Origin of the sequence: Pseudomonas sp. 3HC3 (assembly GCF_044904505.1) — a bacterium.
In the GTDB taxonomy this organism is placed as follows: domain Bacteria; phylum Pseudomonadota; class Gammaproteobacteria; order Pseudomonadales; family Pseudomonadaceae; genus Aquipseudomonas; species Aquipseudomonas putida_Y.
The window spans coordinates 113807-137915 of the sequence record NZ_JADDRH010000013.1; the positions used below are offsets into that span (position 1 = coordinate 113807).

Here is a 24109-nt window from a genome sequence, read left to right on the forward strand (position 1 = left end):
GTTGCCTGTGCCGGCCTCTTCGCGGGTAAACCCGCTCCTACAGCGACCGCGTAACGCTCTGTAGGAGCGGGTTTACCCGCGAAGAGGCCGGCACTTTCACCTACGAACTTCAGGCATCACGGAACAGCCAGGGCTGGCTGGCACGGTGCTTGGCTTCGAAGGCCTTGATCGCATCGCTGTCCTGCAGGGTCAGGCCGATATCGTCCAGGCCGTTGAGCAGGCAGTGCTTGCGGAACGCATCGATCTCGAAGTGCAGCACCTTGCCATCCGGGCGAGTCACCGCCTGCGCCTGCAGGTCGATGGTCAGCTGGTAGCCCGGGTTGGCTTCGACCTGCTTGAACAGCTCGTCAACTTCCTCATCGCTCAGAATGATCGGCAGCAAGCCGTTCTTGAAGCTGTTGTTGAAGAAAATGTCGGCAAAGCTCGGCGCAATGATGCTGCGGAAGCCGTACTCGTCCAGCGCCCAAGGGGCATGCTCACGGCTGGAGCCGCAACCAAAGTTCTCCCGCGCCAGTAACACGCTGGCACCCTGGTAGCGCGCGTGGTTGAGCACGAACTCCTCATTGACCGGGCGCTTGCTATTGTCCTGGTAGGGCTGCCCCACATCCAGGTAACGCCACTCGTCGAACAGGTTCGGGCCAAAGCCGGTGCGCTTGATCGACTTCAAGAACTGCTTGGGGATGATCTGGTCGGTGTCGACGTTGGCACGGTCCAACGGGGCGACGAGGCCAGTGTGCTGGGTAAAGGCTTTCATGCTGCGCTCCCTTGGATCAACTCGCGGACATCGATGAAGTGGCCAGCTACAGCAGCAGCGGCGGCCATGGCCGGACTGACCAGGTGGGTACGACCACCGGCGCCCTGACGGCCTTCGAAGTTGCGGTTGGAGGTGGACGCGCAGTGCTCGCCGCTTTCCAGGCGGTCCGGGTTCATCGCCAGGCACATCGAGCAGCCTGGCTCACGCCATTCAAAACCGGCTTCGAGGAAGATCTTGTCCAGGCCTTCACGCTCGGCCTGGGCTTTGACCAGCCCCGAGCCCGGCACGACGATGGCTTGCTTGACGCTGGCGGCCACCTTGCGGCCCTTGGCGATTTCCGCCGCTGCGCGCAGGTCCTCGATTCGCGAGTTGGTGCACGAGCCGATGAACACACGGTCGAGCTTGATATCGGTGATCGCCTGGTTGGCGGTCAGCCCCATGTACTTCAAGGCACGCTCGATCGAACCACGCTTGACCAGGTCGGCTTCGGCTGCCGGGTCTGGCACACGCTGGTCGACAGCCAGAACCATTTCGGGCGAAGTGCCCCAGCTGACCTGTGGCTTGATCTGGCTGGCATCCAGTTCGACCACAGTGTCAAATACGGCGTCGTCATCCGACACCAGGTCTTTCCACGATTCGACCGCTTGCTTCCACTGCTCGCCCTTCGGCGCGTACGGGCGGCCTTCGACGTAGGCAACGGTGGTGGCATCGGTCGCCACCAGGCCCACGCGGGCACCGGCTTCGATGGACATGTTGCAGATGGTCATGCGGCCTTCCATCGACAATTCGCGAATGGCACTGCCAGCGAACTCCATGGCGTGACCATTGCCACCGGCGGTGCCGATCTTGCCGATCACGGCCAGCACGATATCCTTGGCGGTAACGCCGGCCGGCAATTGGCCTTCCACGCGCACCAGCATGTTCTTCATCTTCTTGGCGACCAGGCACTGGGTGGCGAGCACGTGCTCGACCTCGGAGGTGCCGATGCCGTGGGCCAAGGCGCCGAAGGCGCCGTGGGTGGAGGTGTGCGAGTCACCGCAGACCACGGTCATGCCTGGCAAGGTGGCGCCCTGCTCCGGGCTGATGACGTGGACGATGCCCTGGCGCTCGTCGTTCATCTTGAATTCGACGATGCCGTATTCGTCACAGTTCTCGTCGAGGGTCTGCACTTGCAGACGCGACACCTGGTCGACGATCGCCTCGATACCGCCCTTGCGCTCTGGCGTGGTCGGCACGTTGTGGTCCGGCGTGGCAATGTTGGCGTCGATACGCCACGGTTTGCGGTTGGCCAGGCGCAGGCCTTCGAAGGCCTGGGGCGACGTCACTTCGTGGATGATGTGGCGATCGATGTAGATCAAGGACGAGCCGTCATCACGGCGCTTGACCTCATGGGCTTCCCAGAGTTTGTCGTAGAGCGTTTTGCCAGCCATCAGACTGTTCCTCATCAGCGTCTTTCTATGCCAAAGACCCCTTGGCTTGTACGGACGATGCTATGGGGTTAGATTGAATAACTCAAATTCATAATTTTTATGCTTTGGATAACCCAAAGGAATACACCACCATGGACCTGGCCAACCTCAGTGCCTTCATCGCCATTGCTGAAACCGGCAGCTTTTCCGGCGCAGCCGAACGCCTGTTCCTGACCCAGCCGGCCATCAGCAAGCGCATCGCCGGCCTGGAGCAACAACTGGACGTGCGCCTGTTCGACCGCCTGGGCCGCGAGGTGACCCTCACCGAAGCCGGGCGCGCCCTGCTACCGCGGGCCTACCAGATCCTCAACGTTCTTGATGATACCCGACGGGCACTGACCAATCTGACCGGGGCCGTGAGCGGTCGTCTGACCCTGGCCACCAGCCATCACATCGGCCTGCACCGCCTGCCCCCATTGCTACGGGTGTTTACCCGCCAGTACCCCGCAGTGGCGCTGGACATTCAGTTCATGGATTCGGAACAGGCCTACGACGAGATTTTGCATGGCCGCGCCGAAATTGCCGTTATCACACTGGCGCCCGAGCCACACCACTTGGTCAAGGCCGTGCCGGTGTGGGACGACGCCCTGGACTTCGTCGCCGCCCCCGAGCACCCGCTGGCCAGCAACCAGGCGGTCAGCCTGGCTGACGTCGCCCGCCACCCGGCGGTATTCCCCGGTGGTAATACCTTTACCCACCATATTGTCCAGCGCCTGTTCGAAAGCCAGGGTCTGACGCCGAACATCGCCATGAGCACCAACTACCTGGAAACCATCAAGATGATGGTGTCGATCGGGCTGGCCTGGAGCGTGCTGCCACGCACCATGCTCGACGAACAAGTTGCACCCATCGCTTTGCCCGGCATACAGCTGTCGCGCCAGCTAGGCTACATTCTGCACACGGAGCGTACGCTATCGAATGCGGCCAGGGCATTCATGGCCCTGCTCGACAGCCACTCAGGGCCCACCTGACCGGCTGTCAGCCAGCTATTCCGATTCCAAGGACACGTCATACGCCACAGGTCTGGTACCGATGCCCAAATCAGCAAACCGCTTTTTGCGCCTGCCGCGAATACCTGCAGCTGATCCCCAGGAGTCCGAGCAGGCCTGGCAGAGCGCCCCGCAACTGCTGGCAGCGCTCAACGGTGCGCACCTGGGTGCCTGGCTATGGGATATCGAAAGCGGCAGGGTCAGTTGGTCGCGGGGTACCCAGGCCCTGTTCGGTTTCGATCCACAGCGGCCACTGCCCGCCGATATCGATTACCTCGACCTGCTGCCCGAGGAGGACCGCGCCCGCACGCGCCAGGTATTCCAGGCGGTGGTCAACGGCGAGCCGGTGGAGCAGGCCATGCGCCACCGTATCCGCTGGCCGGATGGCAGCCTGCACTGGCTGGAGATCAACGGCAGCCTGACCCACGACCTGCACGGCCGGCCGCAGATGATCGGTGTGATCCGCGAGATAACCCGCCAGCGCGAGCGAGAAACGGCGCTGATCAATTCGGAAAAGCGCTTTGCCACACTGTTCCACCTGAGCCCCAACGCCATTTTGCTGACCCGCCGCCACGATGGCATGATCTTCGAGGTCAACCAGCACTTCGAAGACATGTTCGGCTGGCCCGGCAGCCAGGTGATCGGCAAGACCAGCCTGGAACTGGGCCTGTGGGTCAACCCCGAACAGCGCCACCAGATAATCGAGTCGACCCGCGCCAACGGCGGCCCGCTGACGATGGAGGTGCAATTCCGCGCATCCAGCGGCAAGGTGCATGACGGCATTCTGTGCACCCAGGGCATCGAACTGGAAGGCGTGACCTTCCTGATCAGTACATTCGTCGACACCACCGAACGCAAGCGCGCCGAGCAGGCCCTGAAGGACAGCCAGGAGCGCCTGGACCTGGCCCTGGACTCGGCGCAACTTGGCACTTGGGACTGGCACATCCCAAGCGGCATGCTCTACGGCTCGGCCCGCGCCGCTCAGTTGCATGGCTTGCCGCCTATCCCCTTTCATGAATCGTTCGATGCATTCTTCGAGGGTGTGCCAGAGCAAGAACGCAACTCGATGCGACAGGCCTACCGTAGCCTGCGCGAAGGGCCTGCCGGCAACTATCAGATCACCTACCGGGTACAGTTGGAAAACGGCGCTTCACGCTACATCGAAAGCCGCGCGCGGCTATACCGCGACGACCAGGGCATCCCCTTGCGCATGGCGGGAACCTTGCTCGACATCACCGACCAGGTGGAACGCGAGCAGCGCCTGAGCGCCTCGGAAGAGAAGTTTGCCAGCCTGTTCCAGGTCAGCCCCGACCCGATCTGCGTCACCCGTCAGGACACCGGCCAGTTCATCGAGATCAATCCGGCATTCACCCAGACCTTCGGCTGGAGCAGCGAGCAGGTGCTTGGGCGTACTGCAGAGGAAATCGGCCTGTGGGCCGAGTCCACCGAGCGCGCGCGACGCATCGAGCAGGTAATCCGCGAACAGGCCTTGAGCAACGTCGCCGTGGTACTCAACCACCGCAATGGCGCCCCCCTGACCTGCGTGATTTCCAGCCGCCTGATCACCGTCGACGACCAGCCCTGCAGCGTTACCACCCTGCGCGACATCACCCAGCAACAACGCGCCGAAGCAGCGCTGAAGTCCAGCGAGGAGAAGTTCGCCAAGGCCTTCCACTCCAGCCCCGACGCCATCACCATCACCGAACGCCACAGCGGCCGCTACCTGGAAGTCAACGACGGTTTCTGCCGCCTGACCGGCTACAGCACTGCCGAAGTGGTCGGCCACACGGTGTACGAGATCGGCATCTGGGCCGACGACAAGCAGCGCAGCGCGCTGCTGGTCGAATTGCGCGAGCGCGGCCGGGTACACCACCGCGAGATGCTCGGGCGCAACAAGCGTGGCGATATCCTCACGGTTGAGGTTTCGGTGGAACCGATCACCCTCAACGAAGTGGATTGCCTGCTACTGACCGCCCGTGACGTCAGCCAGTTGAAGAACGCCCAGGCGCAGATACGCCACCTGGCCTATCACGACCCGCTGACCAACCTGCCCAACCGCGCCTTGCTGATGGACCGCCTGAGCCAGCAGATCGCCCTGCTCAAGCGCCATAACCTGCGTGGCGCCCTGCTGTTCCTCGACCTCGACCATTTCAAGCACATCAACGACTCGCTGGGTCACCCGGTGGGCGACACCGTGCTGAAGATCATCACCGCCCGTCTGGAGGCCAGCGTGCGCCTGGAGGACACCGTGGCACGTCTGGGGGGCGACGAATTCGTCGTGCTGCTCAGCGGCCTGGAAGGGAGCCGCGACCAGGTGGAAGAGAAAGTGCGCGAGCTGGCCGACACCCTGCGCGAACTGCTGGCCGAGCCAATGTCACTGGATGGCCAGCGCCTGCAGGTAACGCCCAGCATCGGCGTGGCGCTGATCCCCGACCACGGCACCACACCGGCCGACCTGCTCAAGCGTGCCGATATCGCCCTGTACCGGGCCAAGGACTCCGGTCGCAACACCACCCAGCTGTTCCACACCACCATGCAGAAGGCTGCCAGTGAGCGCCTGCGCATGGAAAACGACCTGCGCCTGGCCTTGGCCCGTGGCGAACTGGCGCTGCACTTCCAACCGCAGGTGGATGCCCGCGACAACCGCATCGTCGGTGCCGAAGTACTGCTGCGCTGGCACCACCCGCAACTGGGCCAGCAACCGCCCTCGCAGTTCATCCAGGTACTGGAAGAAAGCGGCTTGATCCTTGAAGTTGGCAGCTGGATTCTCGACGAAGCCTGCGACGCCTGCGCCCGCATGCTCACCGACGGGTTGATCGACGCTGATGATTTCAGCCTGTGCGTGAACATAAGCCCGCGACAGTTCCGTCAGAACGACTTTGTCGGGCGGGTGCTGCGCAGCCTGGACGATTACCGCCTGCCGCGGAAGATGCTGACGCTGGAAATCACAGAAGGCATCGTCATCCAGAACCTGGAAGACACCATCAGCAAGATGCGCGAGCTGAAGGGCTACGGGGTGAGTTTCGCCATGGATGACTTCGGCACCGGCTATTCCTCGCTGACTTACCTGAAGCGCCTGCCAGTGGATGCGCTGAAAATCGACCAGAGCTTCGTACGCGATGCACCGGACGACCCCAACGACGCAGAAATTGTCCGCGCCATTGTCGCCATGGCCCGCAGTCTGGACCTGGCGGTGATTGCCGAAGGGGTAGAGCTGACCGAACAGCTGGCGTTTCTCGAGCGGCTGGGGTGCCATCTGTACCAAGGCTATCTGCACAGCCGGCCATTGCCGTTGCCGGAGTTTCGGCAGATGTTGCTGGAGGCGCCGGCGGATTACTGATGGCATGGCTGTCGCGCACCTACACGGGACCGCGTGAGAAGCACGAAAAAGGGCACCTATGGAGGTGCCCTTTTTCATTGCAGTCCGATCAGTTCAGCGCTGGTTTTTCGCCATTGATCGGGATGCGCTTGGCCTTGGCTTCTTCTGGCACGATGCGCAGCAGGTCGATGCTGAGCAGGCCATTGGCCAGTCCGGCGGCCTTCACTTCGATATGATCAGCCAGGCGGAACGACAGCTTGAAGGCGCGTTGTGCGATACCCTGGTGCAGGTAGGTCACTTCAGCGGCGCTATTGTCGCGCTTGCCACCGGTCACGGTCAGGACACCTTTTTCGACCTGCAGGTCGAGGTCCTCTTCCTGGAAACCGGCTGCAGCAACCACGATGCGGTAGTGGTCATCGCCATGCTTTTCCACGTTATAGGGCGGGTAGCTGCTACCGGCCTCGTTACGTGCCGCGGATTCGAACAGGTCGTTGAACCGGTCGAAACCAACGGAATGACGGAACAGTGGAGCAAGAGAGAAAGCAGTAGTCATGGTCATAAACTCCTGAGATTCAGCAAGTAAGTCATTACGCGACCCGGCTTCGGCATCGCGTACTCAAAAGATATGGCCGAGGGAAATGCTTTCAAGGGGCAAGTAGAAAAAATCTGATTTTTTTGCACGGGGCCTGACGGCCTCTTCGCGGGTGAACCCGCTCCTACGACGGCCTGTGCCGAATCGCCGATGCGTGTGTAGGAGCGGGTTTACCCGCGAATACGGTAGCGGCGGCAACGGTGAACGGCGGGTGGAGATTGGCCAGCAGGCCCGGCCCTTTCGCGGGTGAACCCGCTCCTACGACGGCCTGTGCCGAATCACCGATGCGTGTGTAGGAGCGGGTTTACCCGCGAATACGATGGCGGCGGCAACGGTGAACGGCGGGTGGAGATTGGCCAGCAGGCCCGCCCCTTTCGCGGGTGAACCGTACAGGTGCGGTACCGGCGAAGAGGCCTGCTCAGGCGACGCAAGCCTCCAGGGCTTGAGCCTCTACCCCCAGCAACCGGCTGATCCGCGCGCAGTCATCTTCCCGGCGCAACTCGGCAAACAACACCACCGCTTCGGGGTAACTGCGAGTCAGCATTGCCAGCCACTGCTTCATCCGCCCCGGCGCATAACGCGGCGACAATTTAGCCTGGGCCTGGCGCCAGAATTCACGCAACAGTGGCAACAAGTCATCCCAGCTCATCGGCTGATAGTCGCGCCCATCCCGCGCCGCTGCAATCTGCAGGCCCAGGTCCGGGCGCGATACCAGCCCGCGGCCGAGCATGATGTCTTCGGCGCCACTGACCTCGCGGCAACGCCGCCAGTCATCGACCGTCCAGATCTCGCCATTGGCAAACACCGGCACCTTGACCACATCCTGTACCCGCGCCACCCACTCCCAGTGCGCTGGCGGCTTGTAACCCTCAACCTTGGTCCGTGCGTGCACCACCAGGTGTGCCGAACCACCTTCGGCCAGCGCCGTGGCGCACTCCAGCGCCCCGTCGGGGCTGTCAAAGCCCAGGCGCATCTTCGAGGTCACCGGGATATTCGCCGGTACTGCACGCCGCACTTCACGCACAATGGCGTGCAGCAACTCCGGCTCTTTGAGCAGTACCGCACCACCGCGCGACTTGTTCACCGTCTTTGCCGGGCATCCGAAGTTCAGGTCGATCACCGGCGCCCCAAGCTCGCAAGCCAGTGCCGCGTTCTCCGCCAGGCATACCGGGTCCGAACCCAGCAACTGCACACGCATGGGCACACCGGCAGCCGTGCGCGCGCCTTGGCGCAACTCAGGCGCCAACTTGTGGAACGAGGACGCCGGCAACAGACGGTCGCACACACGAATGAACTCGGTGACGCACCAGTCGATACCGCCCACGCGGGTCAATACGTCGCGCAGGATGTTGTCGACCAGCCCCTCCATGGGGGCCAGGGCAATTTGCATGTCGGGGTCTCAGCGGAAAAAGCCGGCAGTTTAACAAAAATTGCCGGCAACTCAGGCACCGATCAGCGCCGAACCGTAACCCTCGACGAATTCCGCCGGCATACGCCTGGGCTTGCCGCTGGACAGCTCAATGCAGGCAAATGTGGTTTGCGCGCGCAGCAGCGTCACACCATCGCGGGGGCGCTTGAGCTGAAAACGCCGGGTCATGCGCAGGCGCTGGTCCCAGTCAATGATCCAGGTAGCCAGTTGCAGCTCATCGTCCTCATAGGCAGCGGCCAGGTAGTCGATTTCGTGGCGCACCACGGCCATCGCCCGGTCAAGGCGCCGGTATTCGGCCAGGTCCAGCCCCAGGCGCTGGGAATGGCGCCAGGCGCAACGCTCAAGCCAGGTCACGTAGACCGCATTGTTGGCGTGGCCAAGGCCGTCGATGTCCTCGCTGCCCACGCGCAGGTCGATGACGAAGGGTGTTGCCAGGTCCCAGCTCATTTTCGCTTCCTTGGCGCAAAAGGCGATTTAGCAGCGATCTGCAGGACAATGTCCAGCCCCTGTGAGCCTGACGCGGCTGTTATAGAGGGGCTTGCCCGCGAATCAGACAGCGCGGCGAATGGCACCGGCGATGCCGGTGTTCACGGCTGAAGCGGCTCCTGCACTGACCGCATCAACCCGGGCCAGCAGTTCGAGCACGGCTTCACTCAGCCGCGGATCGGCCAGCACCCGCTGGTGCCCCCCCTCTTCCAGCAGCATCAGACGACTGTCGAACCAGGCCTTGTGGATGACATGTGCCTCATCTGGGGGCACGAGAGCATCATCGGTGGCATGCACCACGAGCCCCGGCAGCTCCAGCTGGTAACCAGCGACATCCAACCGCGCAATCTGCATGCCCACATCGCGCTCAACCTGGCGAATGAACGCTGCCCGCGCCCGTGCTGGCAGCCCCAGACGATGGGCGAAACCACGTAATACACCCAACAACTGCGCCGGGGCAGCAATGCTGACAGCCGCCTCTGCGCGCAGCCCCATCTGTAAAGCCAGCAGCACGCTCGCCCCACCCATGGAATGGCCAATGACTGCACGCAACGGGGGCAACTCAGCAGCAGCTTCCAACAACGCCCGGGCAAACAGCACCACGTTCGCTTGCTCGCCAGGTGAACGGCCATGCCCGGGCCCTTCCAGCGACACCACCGTATGCCCCGCCTGAACCAAGGTCTCGATCAAGGCGGCAAACTGCGTCGGGCGCCCTTCCCAACCGTGCATCAGCAGCACGGTCGGCCCTTGACCCCAGCGCAAGGCAGACAGGCCGAAGCGCAGTGCAATCCGCTCGGCGCTGGCCAGTACAGGCAGTTCCCAATCCCGCGGCGGCAGGTTGCGCGGGGTCATGAAGGCTCGGCGCATTTTGCCCGCGACATGCTCGGGGGCCAGGCGGCCCAGGGTGCCATTGACACCGCGAATCCAGCTCAGGGTGGTCATCGCCATGCTCCAGGGTTAAAGCACCGCCGATTTGGCGGCGCGTAAAATACGGTCAGACAGATCACTGGTCCCCAGGGCCCGGGCCAGCGCCAGCCCTCCCACCATCAGGGCCAAGTCGGCCAGCGCTTTGTCGGCATCCTCAGGGCGGTCGACCATCGCAGCAGTCATCAACTCGATGTGCTCGGCCAGCACCTCGCGGAAGGCCTCGGGCAGGCGCTGCATTTCGCCCAACGCATTAGGCAGCGGGCAAGCATGCACTTCGCAGTCCCGGTGCTTGCGCGAGAGGTAGAAGGCGCCAGCCAGCGCTCGCCGACCGGCGCCATCGAGATTGGGATCGATCTGGGCGAGCAAGGCACGGCGCTCACCCAGCAACTGACGGAACGCCTCGAGCATCAGCTCGTCCTTGCTGTCGAAGTGTGCATAGAAGCCGCCGACGGTCAGGCCTGCCGCACCCATCACCTGGCTGACGCTGGGCTCGGCCGGGCCGTGCTGGATCAGCGCACTGCGCGCAGCCTCCAGAATGCGTTCGCGGGTTCTGCTCTTCTTGTCGCTCATCGGGCACGCACCAAACAAAATATGATGATCGAAATATTATTCTCATCATATTTTTTGGCAAGCAGAATCTGCGACCGCTTGTCGGGGGGAAAATTATTGGGGAAGGAAAAAACAAAAGGCCCATTCAATAAGCGAATGAGCCTTTAAAGTCCCGCAAAACGCGGGTAAACGTGGCGTCCCCTAGGGGACTCGAACCCCTGTTACCGCCGTGAAAGGGCGGTGTCCTAGGCCACTAGACGAAGGGGACGTAACCTTCGCGAAGATCCACTTGCGTGAACCCTGGCAGAAATGGTGGAGCTAAGCGGGATCGAACCGCTGACCTCCTGCATGCCATGCAGGCGCTCTCCCAGCTGAGCTATAGCCCCGAAACAAAAGGCTCATCAATAATCGACGAGCCTTTTAAAGCCCTGCAAAACGCAGGAAAAGTGGCGTCCCCTAGGGGACTCGAACCCCTGTTACCGCCGTGAAAGGGCGGTGTCCTAGGCCACTAGACGAAGGGGACGTAACCTTCGTGCCGATCCGCTAACGCGAACCGCGGCAAAATTGGTGGAGCTAAGCGGGATCGAACCGCTGACCTCCTGCATGCCATGCAGGCGCTCTCCCAGCTGAGCTATAGCCCCGGATTTCTAGCCTCGCGGCCCAGCGACAACCAACATCGCTTGTGTAAAACTGGCGTCCCCTAGGGGACTCGAACCCCTGTTACCGCCGTGAAAGGGCGGTGTCCTAGGCCACTAGACGAAGGGGACGAACCTTCTTACCTTCAAGACCCGGTTGCTGGACCCGGTCTTGCTTATCAGCCTTGGCTGCTAAGCGGAATTTGGTGGAGCTAAGCGGGATCGAACCGCTGACCTCCTGCATGCCATGCAGGCGCTCTCCCAGCTGAGCTATAGCCCCACAATGTCGCTTTGAACTGAACCGCTGGCTGGGTGGCTAGCGTTTCGTTTTCGTTCATCGCTGTGGACGGGGCGCATATTAAGTTCGGATTGCAGGGCTGTCAAACGAATTTTCTAAAATAATCAAAAATTTTTTCACAGATAACAATCACTTACCGCCCTGCCCCCGTAAATCCTGAACAGCCAAGCCTGTGGGGGGCAGGTTTACCCACCCCCACAGGTCCGGCTACAGGCTCGGGAACGCAGTCAGGCGATGGAAGCCAACAGCTTTTCCCATTCTTTGTTTTCTTTCTTCGACACACCGCCCAGCAGGTCCAAGGCCTGGCGCAGGCGGTAGCGGGTCAGGTCGGGACCGAGGATTTCCATGGCGTCCAGCACCGAAACCGAGCTGGCCTGGCCGGTGATGGCGGCGAACATCAGCGGCATGGCGTCACGCAGCTTCAGCTCCAGCGCCTCGACCACGGCCTGGATGCAACCGGTGATGCGCTCTTTTTCCCACTGGCGCAGGCTTTCAAGCTTCCACAGGATCAGCTGGATCACCTGACGCACCTGGTCGGCCGACAGTTTCTTGCTTTCGAACAGCTTGGCGTCCAGCTTGAGCGCGCCTTCGAAGAAGAACCCGCCCAACGGGGCAACCTGGCTGAAGGTTTCTACCCGGCCCTGCACGTGCGGGGCAATCTTCATCATGTAGTCGCTGTTGAACGCCCATTTCTGCAGGCGTGCGGCGAATTCCTCTACCGGCAGCTCGCGCAGCCACTGGCCGTTGAGCCAGGACAGCTTCTCGATGTCAAAGATCGGGCCGCCCAGCGAGATACGCGACAGGTCGAAGTGCTCGACCATTTCGGCCAGCGAGAACTTCTCACGCTCGTCAGGCATCGACCAGCCCATGCGGCCAAGATAGTTGAGCATCGCTTCAGGCATGAAGCCCATGCGCTCATAGAAGGTGACCGAGGTCGGGTTCTTGCGCTTGGACAGTTTGGATTTGTCCGGGTTGCGCAGCAGCGGCATGTAGCACAGCTTGGGCTGCTCCCAGCCGAAGTACTCGTACAGCTTGATCAGCTTGGGCGCCGATGGCAGCCACTCTTCACCACGCAGCACGTGGGTGATGCCCATCAGGTGGTCGTCGACCACGTTGGCCAGGAAGTACGTCGGCAGGCCGTCGTTCTTCATCAGCACCTGCATGTCCATGCGGTCCCACGGGATCTCGACATCGCCGCGCAGCATGTCCGGCACCACGCAGATACCTTCGCTCGGCACCTTCATGCGGATCACGTGCGGCTCGCCAGCGTCCAGGCGGCGCTGTACTTCTTCGGCGCTCATCAGCAACGCACGGCCATCGTAACGCGGGGTTTCGCCGCGGGCCTGCTGCTCGGCACGCATCTGCTCCAGCTCTTCGGCGGTGCAGAAGCAGTAGAAGGCGTGGCCGGCGTCTACCAGCTCCTTGGCGTACTTGGCGTAGATTTCGCCACGCTCGCTCTGCCGGTAAGGGCCGTGCGGGCCGCCGACATCCGGGCCTTCGTTCCATTCGATGCCAAGCCAGCGCAGGGCGTCGAAGATCTGTTGCTCCGACTCACGCGTGGAGCGCAGCTGGTCGGTGTCTTCAATGCGCAGGATGAACTCACCGCCGTGCTGCTTGGCAAAGCAGTAGTTGAACAGGGCGATGTAGGCAGTGCCGACATGGGGGTCGCCGGTAGGCGATGGCGCGATACGCGTGCGTACGGTGGTCATGGAGAGTCTCGAACGAAAGATGAAACAAAGGCGGGATGTTAGCAGGAGGCGGGCACCGGGCTCCAGCAATGGCGCGAACGTCACTTGTCGACAGGCCCTGTGCCGCTGTTAAATTTGTTTACATTTCTGGAACGATAGTCCCCATGCCTGCCCAACTCAAACGCCGCCTGACGATCTTCTTCACCCTGGTGGCCATCATTGCCCTTGCCTTCCTGGCCCACTGGTACTTCAAGGGCCGCTTCTACGAAAGCACCGACAACGCTTACGTGCAGGGCGAGATCACCCGTATCTCCAGCCAGCTCGGTGCACGTATCGAAACAGTCCCGGTCGCGGACAACCAGCACGTCAACAAGGGCGACCTGCTGGTGCGCCTGGAGCCCGCCGACTTCGAGCTGGCGGTCGAACGCGCCCGCGCCGCCCTGGCCACCCGCGAAGCCGAGTACGCGCAAGCGCAAAGCCGCCTCACCCAGCAAGGCAGCCTGATTGCCGCCGGCCAGGCCCAGCTGGCGGCTACCCAGGCCACTTTCGACCGTTCACGGCTGGACCTGAGCCGCGCCGAGAAACTGCGCAAGCCGGGTTTTGTCTCTGAAGAGCGGGTCACTACCCTGTCGGCGGACAGCCATGTCGCCGGTTCCCAGGTCGACAAGGCACGCGCCGACCTGCAAAGCCAGCGCCAGCAGGTCACGACCCTGAACGCCGAACTCAAGCGCCTCGATGCGCAAATCGCCAATGCCCGCACCGACCTGGCCCAGGCCGAGCTGAACCTGACCCGCTGCGAAATCCATGCACCGATCAGCGGCACCATCGGCCAGCGTAGTGCGCGCGATGGCCAGGTGGTGCAGGCCGGCGCCTACCTGCTGTCGATCGTGCCGGATGAAGACATCTGGGTGCAGGCCAACTTCAAGGAAACCCAGATCGGCCGCATGCACCCCGGCCAGCGCGCGGAGCTGCTGTTCGACAGTTACCCCGACACACCGATCGAAGGCCGGGTGGACAGCCTGTTCGCCGCGTCCGGTGCGCAGTTCAGCCTGCTGCCACCGGACAACGCCACCGGCAACTTCACCAAAGTTGTGCAGCGCATCCCGGTAAAACTCACGTTCCGCGCCGACAACCCGTTGCATGGGCGTATTCGCCCCGGCATGTCGGTGACCGCCACTGTCGACCTGCGCAGCGAAGACGAAGGCCACAATGGCCGGTGACCAACTGCTGCGCCCCACGGCGGAGCCAACCCGGCGCGACTGGATCGCGGTGATGAGCGTGATGCTCGGTGCCTTCATGGCAGTGCTGGACATCCAGATCACCAACTCCTCGTTGAAGGACATCCAGGGCGCACTGTCGGCGACCCTGGAAGAAGGCTCATGGATTTCCACCTCGTACCTGGTAGCGGAAATCATCATGATCCCGCTAACAGCCTGGCTGGTGCAGCTGCTGTCGGCGCGGCGCCTGGCAGTGTGGGTATCCGGCGGCTTCCTGCTGTCGTCGCTGCTATGCTCGATGGCCTGGAACCTGGAGAGCATGATCCTGTTCCGTGCCTTGCAGGGCTTCACCGGCGGCGCGCTGATACCGCTGGCCTTCACCCTGACCCTAATCAAGCTGCCCGAGCACCACCGCGCCAAAGGCATGGCGATGTTCGCCATGACCGCCACTTTTGCCCCCTCCATCGGCCCCACCCTGGGCGGCTGGCTGACCGAGAACTGGGGCTGGGAGTACATCTTCTACATCAATATCCCGCCAGGCCTGCTAATGATCGCCGGCTTGTTATACGGGCTTGAGAAGAAGGATGCGCACTGGGAGCTGCTGAAGAGTACCGATTACGCCGGGATCGTCACGCTCGGACTTGGGTTGGGCTGCCTACAGGTGTTTCTCGAGGAAGGCCATCGCAAGGACTGGCTAGAGTCGCACCTGATCGTCGGCCTGGGCAGCGTTGCCCTGGTCAGCCTGATCACCTTCGTCATCTTGCAGTTTTCCAAGCCACATCCACTGATCAACCTGCGCATTCTTGGCAACCGCAACTTTGGCCTGTCGAGCATCGCCAGCCTGGGCATGGGCGTGGGCCTGTACGGGTCGATCTATCTGCTACCGCTGTACCTGGCGCAGGTACAGGGTTACAACGCGTTGCAGATTGGCGAGGTGATCATGTGGATGGGTATTCCGCAGCTGTTCCTGATCCCGCTGGTGCCGCAACTGATGAAGGTGATATCGCCCAAGGTACTATGCGCGCTGGGGTTTTGCCTGTTCGGCGCTGCCAGTTTCGGTTCGGGGGTGCTCAACCCAGACTTTGCCGGGCCGCAGTTCAACCATATCCAGATCATCCGCGCACTGGGCCAGCCGATGATCATGGTGACCATCTCGCTGATTGCCACCGCGTATATCCAGCAACAGGATGCAGGGTCCGCGTCGAGCCTGTTCAATATTCTGCGTAACCTCGGTGGCGCGATTGGTATTGCCTTGCTGGCCACCCTGCTGGATGCGCGCACCAAGGTGTACTTCGACTACCTGCGCGAATCGGTGGTGCCGAGCAACCCACAGGTGGCTGAGCGGCTGGCGCAATTGGCGGAACGATTGGGCAGTGACAATGCGGCGCTGGGCAAGCTTAGCGAGATTACCCACCAACAGGCGCTGATCATGGCTTACAACGATGCCTTCCACTTTGTCGGGATCGGGTTGGCGGTGAGCATGGTGGCGGTATTGTTGACCCGCAAGTTGCCAGAGGGGTTGAAGGCTGGGGAGGCCCACTGAGCCAATTTCAGATGATGTGCGATGCCTGTGGGAGCGGGCGAGCCCGCGAACACCGGCGTAGCCGGTGCCAGACTCCGCGTAGAATTCTTCGCGGGCACGCCCGCTCCCACAGGATCAGCTGCTAATCAACCGCTCACGCAACTGGGCAATCTCGTCACGCAACTGCGCCGCCGCCTCGAACTCCAGGTCGCGGGCGAACTGCATCATTTTCTCTTCCAGCTGCTTGATGCGCTTGGTGATCTCGCCCGGCGTACGCAGTTCAGCCTCGTAACGGGCGCTCTCCTCCGCCGCCTTGGCCATGCCCTTGCGCTTCTTGCTGCGCGCACCGGGCACGGTGGCACCTTCCATGATGTCGGCGATGTCCTTGACCACGCCCTTGGGCACGATGCCGTTGGCTTCGTTGAAGGCGATCTGCTTCTCGCGGCGGCGCTCGGTTTCATCGATGGCCCGCTGCATGGAGCCGGTGACGTTATCGGCATACAGGATGGCTCGGCCATTGAGGTTACGTGCCGCGCGGCCAATGGTCTGGATCAGGGAACGCTCGGAACGCAGAAAACCTTCCTTGTCTGCATCGAGGATGGCCACCAGCGACACCTCGGGCATGTCCAGGCCCTCGCGCAGCAGGTTGATGCCCACCAGTACGTCGAAGGTGCCCAGGCGCAGGTCGCGGATAATCTCTACCCGCTCCACCGTATCAATGTCCGAGTGCAGGTAGCGTACCCGTACGTCGTGGTCGGCCAGGTAATCGCTGAGGTCCTCGGCCATGCGCTTGGTCAGCGTTGTCGCCAGCACACGCTCGCCTGCCGCGACACGCTTGCGGATCTCGGACAGCAGGTCGTCGACCTGGGTCAGCGCAGGGCGCACCTCTACCTGCGGGTCGACCAGCCCGGTCGGGCGCACCACCTGCTCCACCACGCGCCCGGCATGCTCAGCCTCGTAGGGGCCCGGGGTGGCCGAAACGAAAATGGTCTGCGGGCTGACATCCTCCCACTCGTCGAAACGCATCGGCCGATTGTCCAGCGCTGAAGGCATGCGGAAGCCGTACTCGACCAGGGTTTCCTTGCGTGAACGGTCGCCCTTGTACATGGCGCCGACCTGCGGAACGCTGACGTGGGATTCGTCGATTACCAGCAGCGCATCGGGCGGCAGGTAATCGTACAGGGTGGGCGGCGGCGCCCCGGCCGGGCGCCCGGACAGGTAACGCGAGTAGTTTTCGATGCCGTTGCAATAGCCCAGCTCGAGGATCATCTCCAGATCGAAGCGGGTGCGCTGCTCCAGACGCTGCGCTTCGACCAGCTTGTTGGCCTTGTGCAGGTATTCCAGGCGCTCTTTCAGTTCTTCCTTGATGCCTTCCACTGCTTCCAGCAGGGTTTCCCGCGGGGTGACGTAGTGGCTCTTGGGGTAGAAGGTGAAACGTGGCAGCTTGCGGAAAACCTCACCGGTCAACGGATCGAAAGCGGCGATGTTCTCCACTTCATCGTCGAACAGCTCGATGCGGATGGCTTCCAGATCCGATTCGGCCGGAAAGATGTCGATTACGTCGCCGCGTACCCGGAAGGTGGCGCGGGCAAAGTCCATTTCGTTGCGGGTGTACTGCAGGTCGGCCAGGCGGCGCAACAGCGCGCGCTGGTCGAGCTTGTCGCCACGGTCCACGTGCAGGACCATTTTCAGGTAGGTTTCGGGGCTGCCCAGGCCGTAGATGCACGACACAGTGGTAACAATGATCGCGTCACGCCGCTCCAGCAGCGCCTTGGTCGCCGACAGGCGCATCTGCTCGATGTGGTCGTTGATCGAGGCGTCCTTCTCGATGAAGGTGTCTGACGAAGGCACATAGGCTTCCGGCTGGTAGTAGTCGTAATAGGAAACGAAGTACTCCACCGCGTTGTTGGGGAAGAATGCCTTGAACTCCCCGTACAACTGGGCGGCCAGCGTCTTGTTGGGCGCCAGCACCAGCGTCGGGCGCTGCACCTGCTGGATGACGTTGGCAATGCTGAAGGTCTTGCCCGAGCCAGTCACCCCGAGCAGCGTCTGGTGCGACAGCCCCGCCTCGATGCCTTCGACCAACTGGCGGATAGCCTCGGGCTGGTCGCCGGCCGGCTGGAAACGTGTGACGAGCTGGAACTCGGACATGAAGGACCTCGCGGTGCAGCAGCTGTAAATTTAGCCAGTAGTCTATACCCAAATGCACCCGCTCGGGGGGGCTTTCGAGGCACAGGTGTGGGCGTGTGCAACGGTGGACACGGCAATTAGACCAATGGTCGAAAAATATTTGCGCAAATAGCCCTAAAAGCTGTGCCAGAGTGTCGCGGTGACCGGTCGGTATCACTATACTGACTCCCCGTTTGTGCACCGCTTCAGTGCATTCGGCTGGAGCGTGTACGCCCTATCACACTCCAATCAGAGCCAAGGTAACAATGAGCCTGTTTTCCGCTGTCGAGCTGGCACCCCGCGACCCTATTCTGGGCCTCAATGAAGCATTCAACGCCGATCCACGTACCGACAAGGTCAACCTGGGCGTAGGCGTGTATTGCAATGAGGAAGGCCGCATTCCGCTGCTGCGCGCCGTGATCGAAGCCGAAACCCAGCGAGCCGCCCAGCACGCTTCGCGCGGCTACCTGCCGATCGACGGCATCGCCACCTACGACCAGGCTGTGCAGAAGCTGCTGTTCGGCGCCGAGTCGCCACTGCTGGCCGCTGGCCGCGTGGTCACCGTGCAGGCCGTCGGTGGTACTGGCGCGTTGAAGATCGGCGCCGACTTCCTCAAGCGCATCTCGCCAAACGCCGTGGTTGCCATCAGCGACCCGAGCTGGGAAAACCACCGTGCGCTGTTCGAATCGGCCGGCTTCCCGGTGCAGAACTACCGCTACTACGATGCGCCGACCAACGACGTCAACCGCGCCGGCATGCTCGAAGACCTCAACGCCCTGCCGTCCGGCTCGATCGTGGTGCTGCACGCCTGCTGCCACAACCCGACGGGTGTCGACCTGAACCTGGACGACTGGAAGAACGTCTTGGAAGTGGTCAAGGCCAAGGGCCACGTGCCGTTCCTCGACATGGCCTACCAAGGCTTTGGTGACGGTATCGCCGAAGACGCCTTCGCCGTGCGCCTGTTCGCCGAGTCGGGCCTGGAGTTCTTTGTTTCCAGCTCGTTCTCCAAATCGTTCTCGCTGTACGGCGAGCGCGTCGGCGCGCTGTCGATCGTCACCGCCTCCAAGGACGAGAGCACCCGCGTGCTGTCGCAGGTCAAGCGCGTGATCCGCACCACCTACTCCAACCCGCCAACCCACGGCGCAACCATTGTTGCCACCGTGCTGAACAGCGCAGAACTGCGCCAGATGTGGGAAACCGAACTGGCCGAAATGCGCGAGCGCATCCACGGCATGCGCAAGCAGATGGTATCGCTGCTGGCCGAATACGGTGCCAACCGCGACTTCAGCTTCGTTGGCCGCCAGGTCGGCATGTTCTCCTACTCGGGCCTGACCGTTGAACAGGTTGCCCGTCTGAAGAACGACTTCGGCATCTATGCCCTGGACACCGGCCGTATCGCAGTGGCCGCGTTGAACCAGAGCAACATCCACGTGGTGACCAAAGCTATCGTGGAAGTGCTGTAACTCATTGTTTTGCCTGGGGGTGGGTTGACTTCTCCCGGGCAATCAGTAAGATACGCGCAGATTCCGCGATAGCTCAGTCGGTAGAGCAAATGACTGTTAATCATTGGGTCCCTGGTTCGAGTCCAGGTCGCGGAGCCAAACATTGAAGAAGCCCCCGGATGCGCAAGCAACCGGGGGCTTTTTCGTTGCGCTTGAATTACTGGCCAAGCACTTCGGTCACTGGCTTGTCCTCGTCCACCAGGCTCCAGACCAGCAACCTGGCCGGCTGGGTTTTGCTGGCGTTGCGTGAAATGCTGTGCACGGTGCCCGGTGCCTCATACCAATAATCGCCGGCCTTGTAGGTCTTTTCCTGCTCGCTGTTGAGCTTCGATACCACCGCCCCTTCCAGGACGTAAGCCATGACTGCGCCCGGGTGCTGATGTGCGGGTGATGCTTCGCCGGGGGCGTAGCTGACGGTGAGCATGACGGCAGTTTTGCCGGGGGCATTCGAGGGCTGCTTTTGCTGCAGGACCTTGACCTGGTCGGCTACATCACCGTGGGCCCAGGCGGGCGTTTGGGCGGCGAGCAGGGCGAAGAGAATGATGGCTAGGGGTTTCATGGGCTTTTCCTCGAGGGCAAGTGCCTGCAGGCTAGGCCCTGACTGGTTGAAGACCAATGGCCAATCCGGGGGAAAAGCAGGGGGCCGATTTTTCGCCTGTACCGGCCCTTTCGCGGGTGAACCCGCTCCTACGACGGCCTGTGCCGAACCACCGATGCGTATGTGTAGGGTTTACCCGCGAATACGGCAGCGGCCGCAACGGTGAAATGACGCTGGAGATTGGCCCCCAGGCCCGACCCATTCGCGGGTGAAACCGCGCAAACAACGGCCTGTGCCGCCCCCGATGCTGTGTGTAGGAGCGGATTTACCCGCGAAGAGGCCGGCATCGCTAACAGAGGCCTCAGCCGCTGCGCCCAATCGGGTAAAACGTCCCCCTGCTCCACACCCCAAGCCATTCCTCCCCGTTGATCACACGCGGCACCGCCAGCTCCACCAGTTGGTAAAACACATTGCGATGTATCAGCGCCTCCAGGTTGCTGCGCATCAGCACATACGGTGATGGCTCCTGCGTCACCGGGTCGATCACCACCCGCAGGGGGTTATCCGGCCCGGCCTCGACCTGGTCCTCAACATTGCTGGTAAAGCGCAGCACCTGCTGTTCGCCTTCCCCCTGCACTTCCAGCAGCACGGCCACGAACGGCGCATCATCGACACGAATGCCGACCTTTTCTACCGGGGTGATCAGGAAATAGTCATCGCCATCGCGGCGAATGATGGTCGAGAACAGCCGCACCATCGGCTTGCGCCCGATCGGCGTGCCCAGGTAGTACCAGGTGCCATCACGGGCGATGCGCATGTCGATGTCACCACAGAAATCCGGGTTCCACAGGTGCACCGGCGGCAGCCCCTTGGCCTTGGGGATCTGCGCCAGAAGGTCATTGGCCTTGCCGGAGTCACTCATCACACTTGCCTCATTCACTCATGCCCAGGAGACTACGAGCGTACTCGCGCATCGGCGCGCCAAGCAAATCCTCCGGGGTGTTGTCGTGGAACGTCAACAAACCGCCACGGCTCTTGATACGCGCAGTGTCGATCAGATAGCGGGTATTGGTTTCGATCAGCATCATCTGCACCACGCCAGTGTCCCAGCCCAAGCGGTCGACGGCCTGCTCGTCATACCACTCGTCACCATTGCCGATGCGATCGTCGGTACGCGCGAAGCGGGTGTACAGCAGGTAGTCAGCGCCTACCGAGCGCGCCTGGGCAATGGCCTCTTCCAGGCCCAGCGGGCCCTGGGCGCGACGCACCATCGGGAAGTATTCGACAAAGCTCTTGTAGGCCTGCTGGGCCACTGCATTCTGCCGAGGCACCGGCCCCTTGCCCGGCGGCACGAACGCACCTTGGCCAATGAAAATGAATGAATCAGGCTGCAGGCGGATCGACAAGGTGCGACGGGTTTCGCTGTGGTCCAGCAGACCGGCATCGCTCATGTGATAGCGGACACCCTCGCCCATATCACTGACATTCATGCAGCCGCCCAGCGCCATCAGCGCCAGCAGCAAGACCAGGCTACGCATCTTTCCTCCAGTGGCCGGCGACGAAAAACCGGCGAATAGCCGGCGGATGCAGCTTTTGCGCCAGCTTCAGCCACCGATCACTTTCATGACCGTCACGCCGCCGGAAAAGGCCAGGTCCTGTTTGTCTGCCAATGCCTTGACCAACAACCGCTGCAAGGCCGGCAACGCCTGATGACGCGGCTTTTCCAGCAGGTCGCCGACGAAGTGCCGGTTACCAGACGACAGGCAGCCATGCAGCCAGCCCGTGGAAGACAGGCGCAGCCGCGAGCAGGTACGGCAAAACGGCACGCTTTCGTTGGCAATGACGCCGAAGTGGCCCCTGCCAGGGATGTGGTAACGCATGGCAGTGGCGTCCAGCGGCGCATCCACCTGGGCGTAGGCGTGCTGGCCACCGATCAGCGCAAGCAGTTGGTCGAGGCCGACAAACTGTCGGAGGAACGCGTTGCGATCGTGGGCAAGGTGGCCCATTCGCATCAGTTCGATGAAGCGCAGCTCGAAGCCGCGCGCGAGGCAGTAATCCAGCAGCGGCAGTACCTGATCGAGGTTTTTCCCACGCATCGGCACCATGTTGACCTTGATTCGCATGCCCAGGGCGCTCGCCCGCTCCATTCCGTCCAGCACAGCGCCCAGGTCGCCGCCACGAGCAATCTGGCGGAAAGCCAGCGGGTCGAGGGTATCGAGGGAAACGTTCAGCCGACGAATCCCGGCCGCCTGCAGTTGCGGCAACTTGCGCGCCAGCAACTGGCCATTAGTGGTCAGTGAGATGTCGTCAAGGTCGAGCTTGGCCACGGCAGCCAGAAAGGCATCCAGACGCGGGCTAACCAATGGCTCACCGCCAGTAATGCGCAGGCGCTCGATGCCGGCAGCTTCGATCAGGTAGGCCACGCCACGGGCCAGGGCGTCCGCCGACAGCTCGTCCTGCGCCGCCACCAGCCGCTTGCCGTCAGGTACGCAGTAGGTACAGGCGTAGTTGCAGGCAGCCGTCAGGCTGACGCGCAGGTTACGAAAGCGCCTGCCTTGACGATCGACGATCATGAGTGACTCCGGCATGGATAAAGGGGCTGGCAAAACCTGACTCATAAATCAGGTTTTTGCAAGCCCCAATGAACAATGCCGAATGTTCAAGCGATAGCCGAACGCTTCAGACTGCGCTGCCGAGCAGAGAACCCACGACGCAGTACTTGTGGGAGCGGGCGTGCCCGCGAAGAATCAAACGCGGTGGCTGGCACCGGCTGCGCCCGTGTTCGCGGGCACGCCCGCTGCCACAGGGCCCGCGCAGTTTCGTGCAATGCTCAGTTCGAGGGTTCCGGGTCGCGCTTGCGCTTGTTGCCCATCCGCACGCCAATATCCATCAGGAACTGGAAGAAGCCTTCCTGGTCCTCCAGCACATTGCTCCAGAATGGCGAGTGGTACAGCGCTACAGCGCCATGCACCAGCGCCCAGGCAGCGCAGTAGTGGAAATACGGCGGCACGTCTTCAAGCTTGCCTTCGCTGATACGGCCCTTGATCAACAGGGTCAGGCGATCGAAGTTGGAGGCACGGATGCTGTGCAACTGCTCGACCATTTCCGGCACCTGATTGCCCTTGACCACCTTTTCCTCAAGGCGGTCGAACAGCCGGTAGCGTTGCGGGTCGCGCATGCGGAACTCGAAGTAGGCGCGCGACAGCGCTTCCTTGTCACGGTCGACGTCGGCCGAGTGCAACAGCTCGTTCAGGTCGCGCTCGTAGTCGAGCATCAGGCGAAGGTAGATCTCCGCCTTGGACTTGAAGTGCTTGTAGATCGTGCCTTTGCCGATGCCCACGGCGTCGGCGATCATCTCGACAGTGACGCTGTCTTCACCTTGCTCGAGAAACAGCTTGAGCGCGGTATCGAGGATTTCCTGTTCGCGACGGCGAAACTCACGGACCTTACGAGGTTCTTTCTGCATGGGAAGGACTGGATGACAATCGAAGCGGTTTATTATGCCTAACTTGCGGGAAATTGCACGGATCATCCACACATGTCTGTGTTTCACGATGCATACAGCCATGCGCTGCGGGAGGAATGAAACGCGGGCGTATTCCAAATCTGTTTAAAAAACACCCAATATGCACTGGCACTGCGCCAAACCTGACCAATACTTGAAGTGTTGGCGCGGCGCATCCCCCCCAGTGGCGCGCCGATAAAGGTGCTCAGGGACCGCGTACCTTTGTTTTACTCCTAATGGTCTTAACCCGGATTCCTCCCCCAGAACCCGGGTTTTTTTTGTGTTTTTGTGGGGAGGATGGTGTGACGGCTGTCAGGTGCGTGCCGCAAGATTTTCAGCGCCTGTGAGATCGAGCGCCGCCCGCGCGGCGCTTCGCGGGTAAACCCGCTCCTACGTTTGTTTCGGGCCAATTATGCCTGTGGGATTTGCGCGCGAACGCCTTGGCGCACGCCTCGATATCGCGTCGTACAAACAAGGCGGTCGCGCGCGCTTGGCACAGGACGGACTGGCCCGAAACAAAC

At 62.0% G+C, this 24109-nt stretch carries 19 protein-coding genes and 7 tRNA genes; 6 read left to right on the forward strand and 20 right to left on the reverse strand.

What is annotated here, in order from left to right; translation table 11 throughout:
* Nucleotides 1–109: 109 nt before the first annotated feature.
* Together leuD and leuC are read right to left on the reverse strand one after the other, a co-directional pair.
* A complete protein-coding gene (gene leuD / locus INQ47_RS17695; protein WP_003247192.1) occupies nt 110–754 on the reverse strand; it encodes a 3-isopropylmalate dehydratase small subunit in 645 nt (214 codons plus the stop codon).
* Nucleotides 751–2184: a 3-isopropylmalate dehydratase large subunit gene (leuC, locus tag INQ47_RS17700; RefSeq protein ID WP_003247191.1), complete on the reverse strand. Its 1434-nt coding sequence runs from the start codon at nt 2182–2184 to the stop codon at nt 751–753. The genes leuD and leuC overlap by 4 nt, the downstream gene beginning before the upstream one ends.
* Before the next feature lie 131 nt (nt 2185–2315).
* Here leuC and INQ47_RS17705 point away from each other — a divergent pair, with 131 nt between their 5' ends.
* Both INQ47_RS17705 and INQ47_RS17710 read left to right on the forward strand, forming a co-directional pair.
* Nucleotides 2316–3194 carry a LysR family transcriptional regulator gene (locus INQ47_RS17705; protein ID WP_176685815.1) on the forward strand — a complete coding sequence of 293 codons (879 nt, stop codon included), beginning with the start codon at nt 2316–2318 and terminating at the stop codon, nt 3192–3194.
* A gap of 61 nt (nt 3195–3255) precedes the next feature.
* Nucleotides 3256–6552, forward strand: a complete 3297-nt coding sequence (locus INQ47_RS17710) for a PAS domain S-box protein (RefSeq protein ID WP_404702225.1) — start codon at nt 3256–3258, stop codon at nt 6550–6552.
* Between the two features lie 88 nt (nt 6553–6640).
* On the opposite strand, the gene INQ47_RS17715 is transcribed toward INQ47_RS17710, so the two are convergent.
* The 12 genes from INQ47_RS17715 to gltX form a co-directional block, all read right to left on the reverse strand.
* Nucleotides 6641–7084, reverse strand: coding sequence for an Hsp20 family protein (locus INQ47_RS17715; RefSeq protein WP_019437397.1), 444 nt, complete (start codon nt 7082–7084; stop codon nt 6641–6643).
* A 457-nt stretch (nt 7085–7541) separates the two neighbouring features.
* The gene (locus INQ47_RS17720; RefSeq protein ID WP_252461578.1) at nt 7542–8513 is read right to left on the reverse strand and encodes a tRNA-dihydrouridine synthase; all 972 of its coding nucleotides are present in this window, start codon (nt 8511–8513) and stop codon (nt 7542–7544) included.
* 51 nt (nt 8514–8564) lie between these two features.
* On the reverse strand, nt 8565–8999 hold the full coding sequence (locus INQ47_RS17725; protein WP_404702226.1) for an acyl-CoA thioesterase: 435 nt from the start codon (nt 8997–8999) through the stop codon (nt 8565–8567).
* 102 nt (nt 9000–9101) lie between these two features.
* Nucleotides 9102–9980, reverse strand: a complete 879-nt coding sequence (locus INQ47_RS17730) for an alpha/beta fold hydrolase (RefSeq protein WP_252461576.1) — start codon at nt 9978–9980, stop codon at nt 9102–9104.
* A gap of 15 nt (nt 9981–9995) precedes the next feature.
* On the reverse strand, nt 9996–10535 hold the full coding sequence (locus INQ47_RS17735) for a TetR/AcrR family transcriptional regulator (RefSeq protein ID WP_404702227.1): 540 nt from the start codon (nt 10533–10535) through the stop codon (nt 9996–9998).
* Nucleotides 10536–10706: 171 nt separating this feature from the next.
* Nucleotides 10707–10782, reverse strand: a tRNA-Glu gene (locus INQ47_RS17740).
* Nucleotides 10783–10824: 42 nt separating this feature from the next.
* Nucleotides 10825–10900, reverse strand: a tRNA-Ala gene (locus INQ47_RS17745).
* Nucleotides 10901–10961: 61 nt separating this feature from the next.
* Nucleotides 10962–11037, reverse strand: a tRNA-Glu gene (locus INQ47_RS17750).
* Between the two features lie 42 nt (nt 11038–11079).
* Nucleotides 11080–11155 (reverse strand) — tRNA-Ala (locus tag INQ47_RS17755).
* A gap of 50 nt (nt 11156–11205) precedes the next feature.
* A tRNA-Glu gene (locus tag INQ47_RS17760) sits at nt 11206–11281 on the reverse strand.
* Nucleotides 11282–11353: 72 nt separating this feature from the next.
* Nucleotides 11354–11429, reverse strand: a tRNA-Ala gene (locus INQ47_RS17765).
* Between the two features lie 245 nt (nt 11430–11674).
* The gene (gene gltX, locus INQ47_RS17770) at nt 11675–13156 is read right to left on the reverse strand and encodes a glutamate--tRNA ligase (RefSeq protein WP_010952995.1); all 1482 of its coding nucleotides are present in this window, start codon (nt 13154–13156) and stop codon (nt 11675–11677) included.
* Nucleotides 13157–13299: 143 nt separating this feature from the next.
* Here gltX and INQ47_RS17775 point away from each other — a divergent pair, with 143 nt between their 5' ends.
* Nucleotides 13300–14355 carry an HlyD family secretion protein gene (locus INQ47_RS17775; protein WP_404702228.1) on the forward strand — a complete coding sequence of 352 codons (1056 nt, stop codon included), beginning with the start codon at nt 13300–13302 and terminating at the stop codon, nt 14353–14355.
* Between the two features lie 49 nt (nt 14356–14404).
* The gene (locus INQ47_RS17780; protein ID WP_404702233.1) at nt 14405–15895 is read left to right on the forward strand and encodes an MDR family MFS transporter; all 1491 of its coding nucleotides are present in this window, start codon (nt 14405–14407) and stop codon (nt 15893–15895) included.
* Between the two features lie 114 nt (nt 15896–16009).
* Here INQ47_RS17780 and uvrB read toward each other — a convergent pair whose 3' ends face one another.
* Nucleotides 16010–18025: an excinuclease ABC subunit UvrB gene (gene uvrB / locus INQ47_RS17785; protein WP_252458359.1), complete on the reverse strand. Its 2016-nt coding sequence runs from the start codon at nt 18023–18025 to the stop codon at nt 16010–16012.
* Between the two features lie 284 nt (nt 18026–18309).
* Here uvrB and INQ47_RS17790 point away from each other — a divergent pair, with 284 nt between their 5' ends.
* Together INQ47_RS17790 and INQ47_RS17795 are read left to right on the forward strand one after the other, a co-directional pair.
* A complete protein-coding gene (locus INQ47_RS17790) occupies nt 18310–19506 on the forward strand; it encodes an amino acid aminotransferase (RefSeq protein ID WP_252458360.1) in 1197 nt (398 codons plus the stop codon).
* Nucleotides 19507–19568: 62 nt separating this feature from the next.
* Nucleotides 19569–19644, forward strand: a tRNA-Asn gene (locus INQ47_RS17795).
* A 58-nt stretch (nt 19645–19702) separates the two neighbouring features.
* On the opposite strand, the gene INQ47_RS17800 is transcribed toward INQ47_RS17795, so the two are convergent.
* From INQ47_RS17800 to INQ47_RS17820, 5 genes are all read right to left on the reverse strand, one after another.
* Nucleotides 19703–20104 (reverse strand): cupin domain-containing protein, encoded by a 402-nt coding sequence (locus INQ47_RS17800; RefSeq protein ID WP_252459024.1) that lies wholly within the window; start codon nt 20102–20104, stop codon nt 19703–19705.
* 340 nt (nt 20105–20444) lie between these two features.
* Entirely contained in the window at nt 20445–21005 is a 561-nt protein-coding gene (locus INQ47_RS17805; RefSeq protein WP_404702229.1) for a DUF1285 domain-containing protein, read from the reverse strand.
* Nucleotides 21006–21015: 10 nt separating this feature from the next.
* The gene (locus INQ47_RS17810; RefSeq protein ID WP_252459026.1) at nt 21016–21621 is read right to left on the reverse strand and encodes a DUF4823 domain-containing protein; all 606 of its coding nucleotides are present in this window, start codon (nt 21619–21621) and stop codon (nt 21016–21018) included.
* Nucleotides 21622–21687: 66 nt separating this feature from the next.
* A complete protein-coding gene (locus INQ47_RS17815) occupies nt 21688–22656 on the reverse strand; it encodes a GTP 3',8-cyclase MoaA (protein ID WP_404702230.1) in 969 nt (322 codons plus the stop codon).
* Between the two features lie 257 nt (nt 22657–22913).
* Nucleotides 22914–23549 (reverse strand): TetR/AcrR family transcriptional regulator, encoded by a 636-nt coding sequence (locus INQ47_RS17820; protein WP_021784990.1) that lies wholly within the window; start codon nt 23547–23549, stop codon nt 22914–22916.
* Nucleotides 23550–24109: the final 560 nt, after the last annotated feature.

Coding starts and splice junctions, on each gene's coding strand:
- INQ47_RS17715 (WP_019437397.1), bottom strand. CDS start 7,084: ATGACTACTGCTTTCTCTCTTGCTCCACTGTTCCGTCATTCCGTTGGT.
- INQ47_RS17705 (WP_176685815.1), top strand. CDS start 2,316: ATGGACCTGGCCAACCTCAGTGCCTTCATCGCCATTGCTGAAACCGGC.
- INQ47_RS17815 (WP_404702230.1), bottom strand. CDS start 22,656: ATGATCGTCGATCGTCAAGGCAGGCGCTTTCGTAACCTGCGCGTCAGC.
- gltX (WP_010952995.1), bottom strand. CDS start 13,156: ATGACCACCGTACGCACGCGTATCGCGCCATCGCCTACCGGCGACCCC.
- INQ47_RS17730 (WP_252461576.1), bottom strand. CDS start 9,980: ATGACCACCCTGAGCTGGATTCGCGGTGTCAATGGCACCCTGGGCCGC.
- uvrB (WP_252458359.1), bottom strand. CDS start 18,025: ATGTCCGAGTTCCAGCTCGTCACACGTTTCCAGCCGGCCGGCGACCAG.
- leuD (WP_003247192.1), bottom strand. CDS start 754: ATGAAAGCCTTTACCCAGCACACTGGCCTCGTCGCCCCGTTGGACCGT.
- INQ47_RS17725 (WP_404702226.1), bottom strand. CDS start 8,999: ATGAGCTGGGACCTGGCAACACCCTTCGTCATCGACCTGCGCGTGGGC.
- INQ47_RS17710 (WP_404702225.1), top strand. CDS start 3,256: ATGCCCAAATCAGCAAACCGCTTTTTGCGCCTGCCGCGAATACCTGCA.
- INQ47_RS17820 (WP_021784990.1), bottom strand. CDS start 23,549: ATGCAGAAAGAACCTCGTAAGGTCCGTGAGTTTCGCCGTCGCGAACAG.
- INQ47_RS17810 (WP_252459026.1), bottom strand. CDS start 21,621: ATGCGTAGCCTGGTCTTGCTGCTGGCGCTGATGGCGCTGGGCGGCTGC.
- INQ47_RS17800 (WP_252459024.1), bottom strand. CDS start 20,104: ATGAAACCCCTAGCCATCATTCTCTTCGCCCTGCTCGCCGCCCAAACG.
- INQ47_RS17720 (WP_252461578.1), bottom strand. CDS start 8,513: ATGCAAATTGCCCTGGCCCCCATGGAGGGGCTGGTCGACAACATCCTG.
- INQ47_RS17735 (WP_404702227.1), bottom strand. CDS start 10,535: ATGAGCGACAAGAAGAGCAGAACCCGCGAACGCATTCTGGAGGCTGCG.
- INQ47_RS17775 (WP_404702228.1), top strand. CDS start 13,300: ATGCCTGCCCAACTCAAACGCCGCCTGACGATCTTCTTCACCCTGGTG.
- INQ47_RS17805 (WP_404702229.1), bottom strand. CDS start 21,005: ATGAGTGACTCCGGCAAGGCCAATGACCTTCTGGCGCAGATCCCCAAG.
- leuC (WP_003247191.1), bottom strand. CDS start 2,184: ATGGCTGGCAAAACGCTCTACGACAAACTCTGGGAAGCCCATGAGGTC.
- INQ47_RS17790 (WP_252458360.1), top strand. CDS start 18,310: ATGAGCCTGTTTTCCGCTGTCGAGCTGGCACCCCGCGACCCTATTCTG.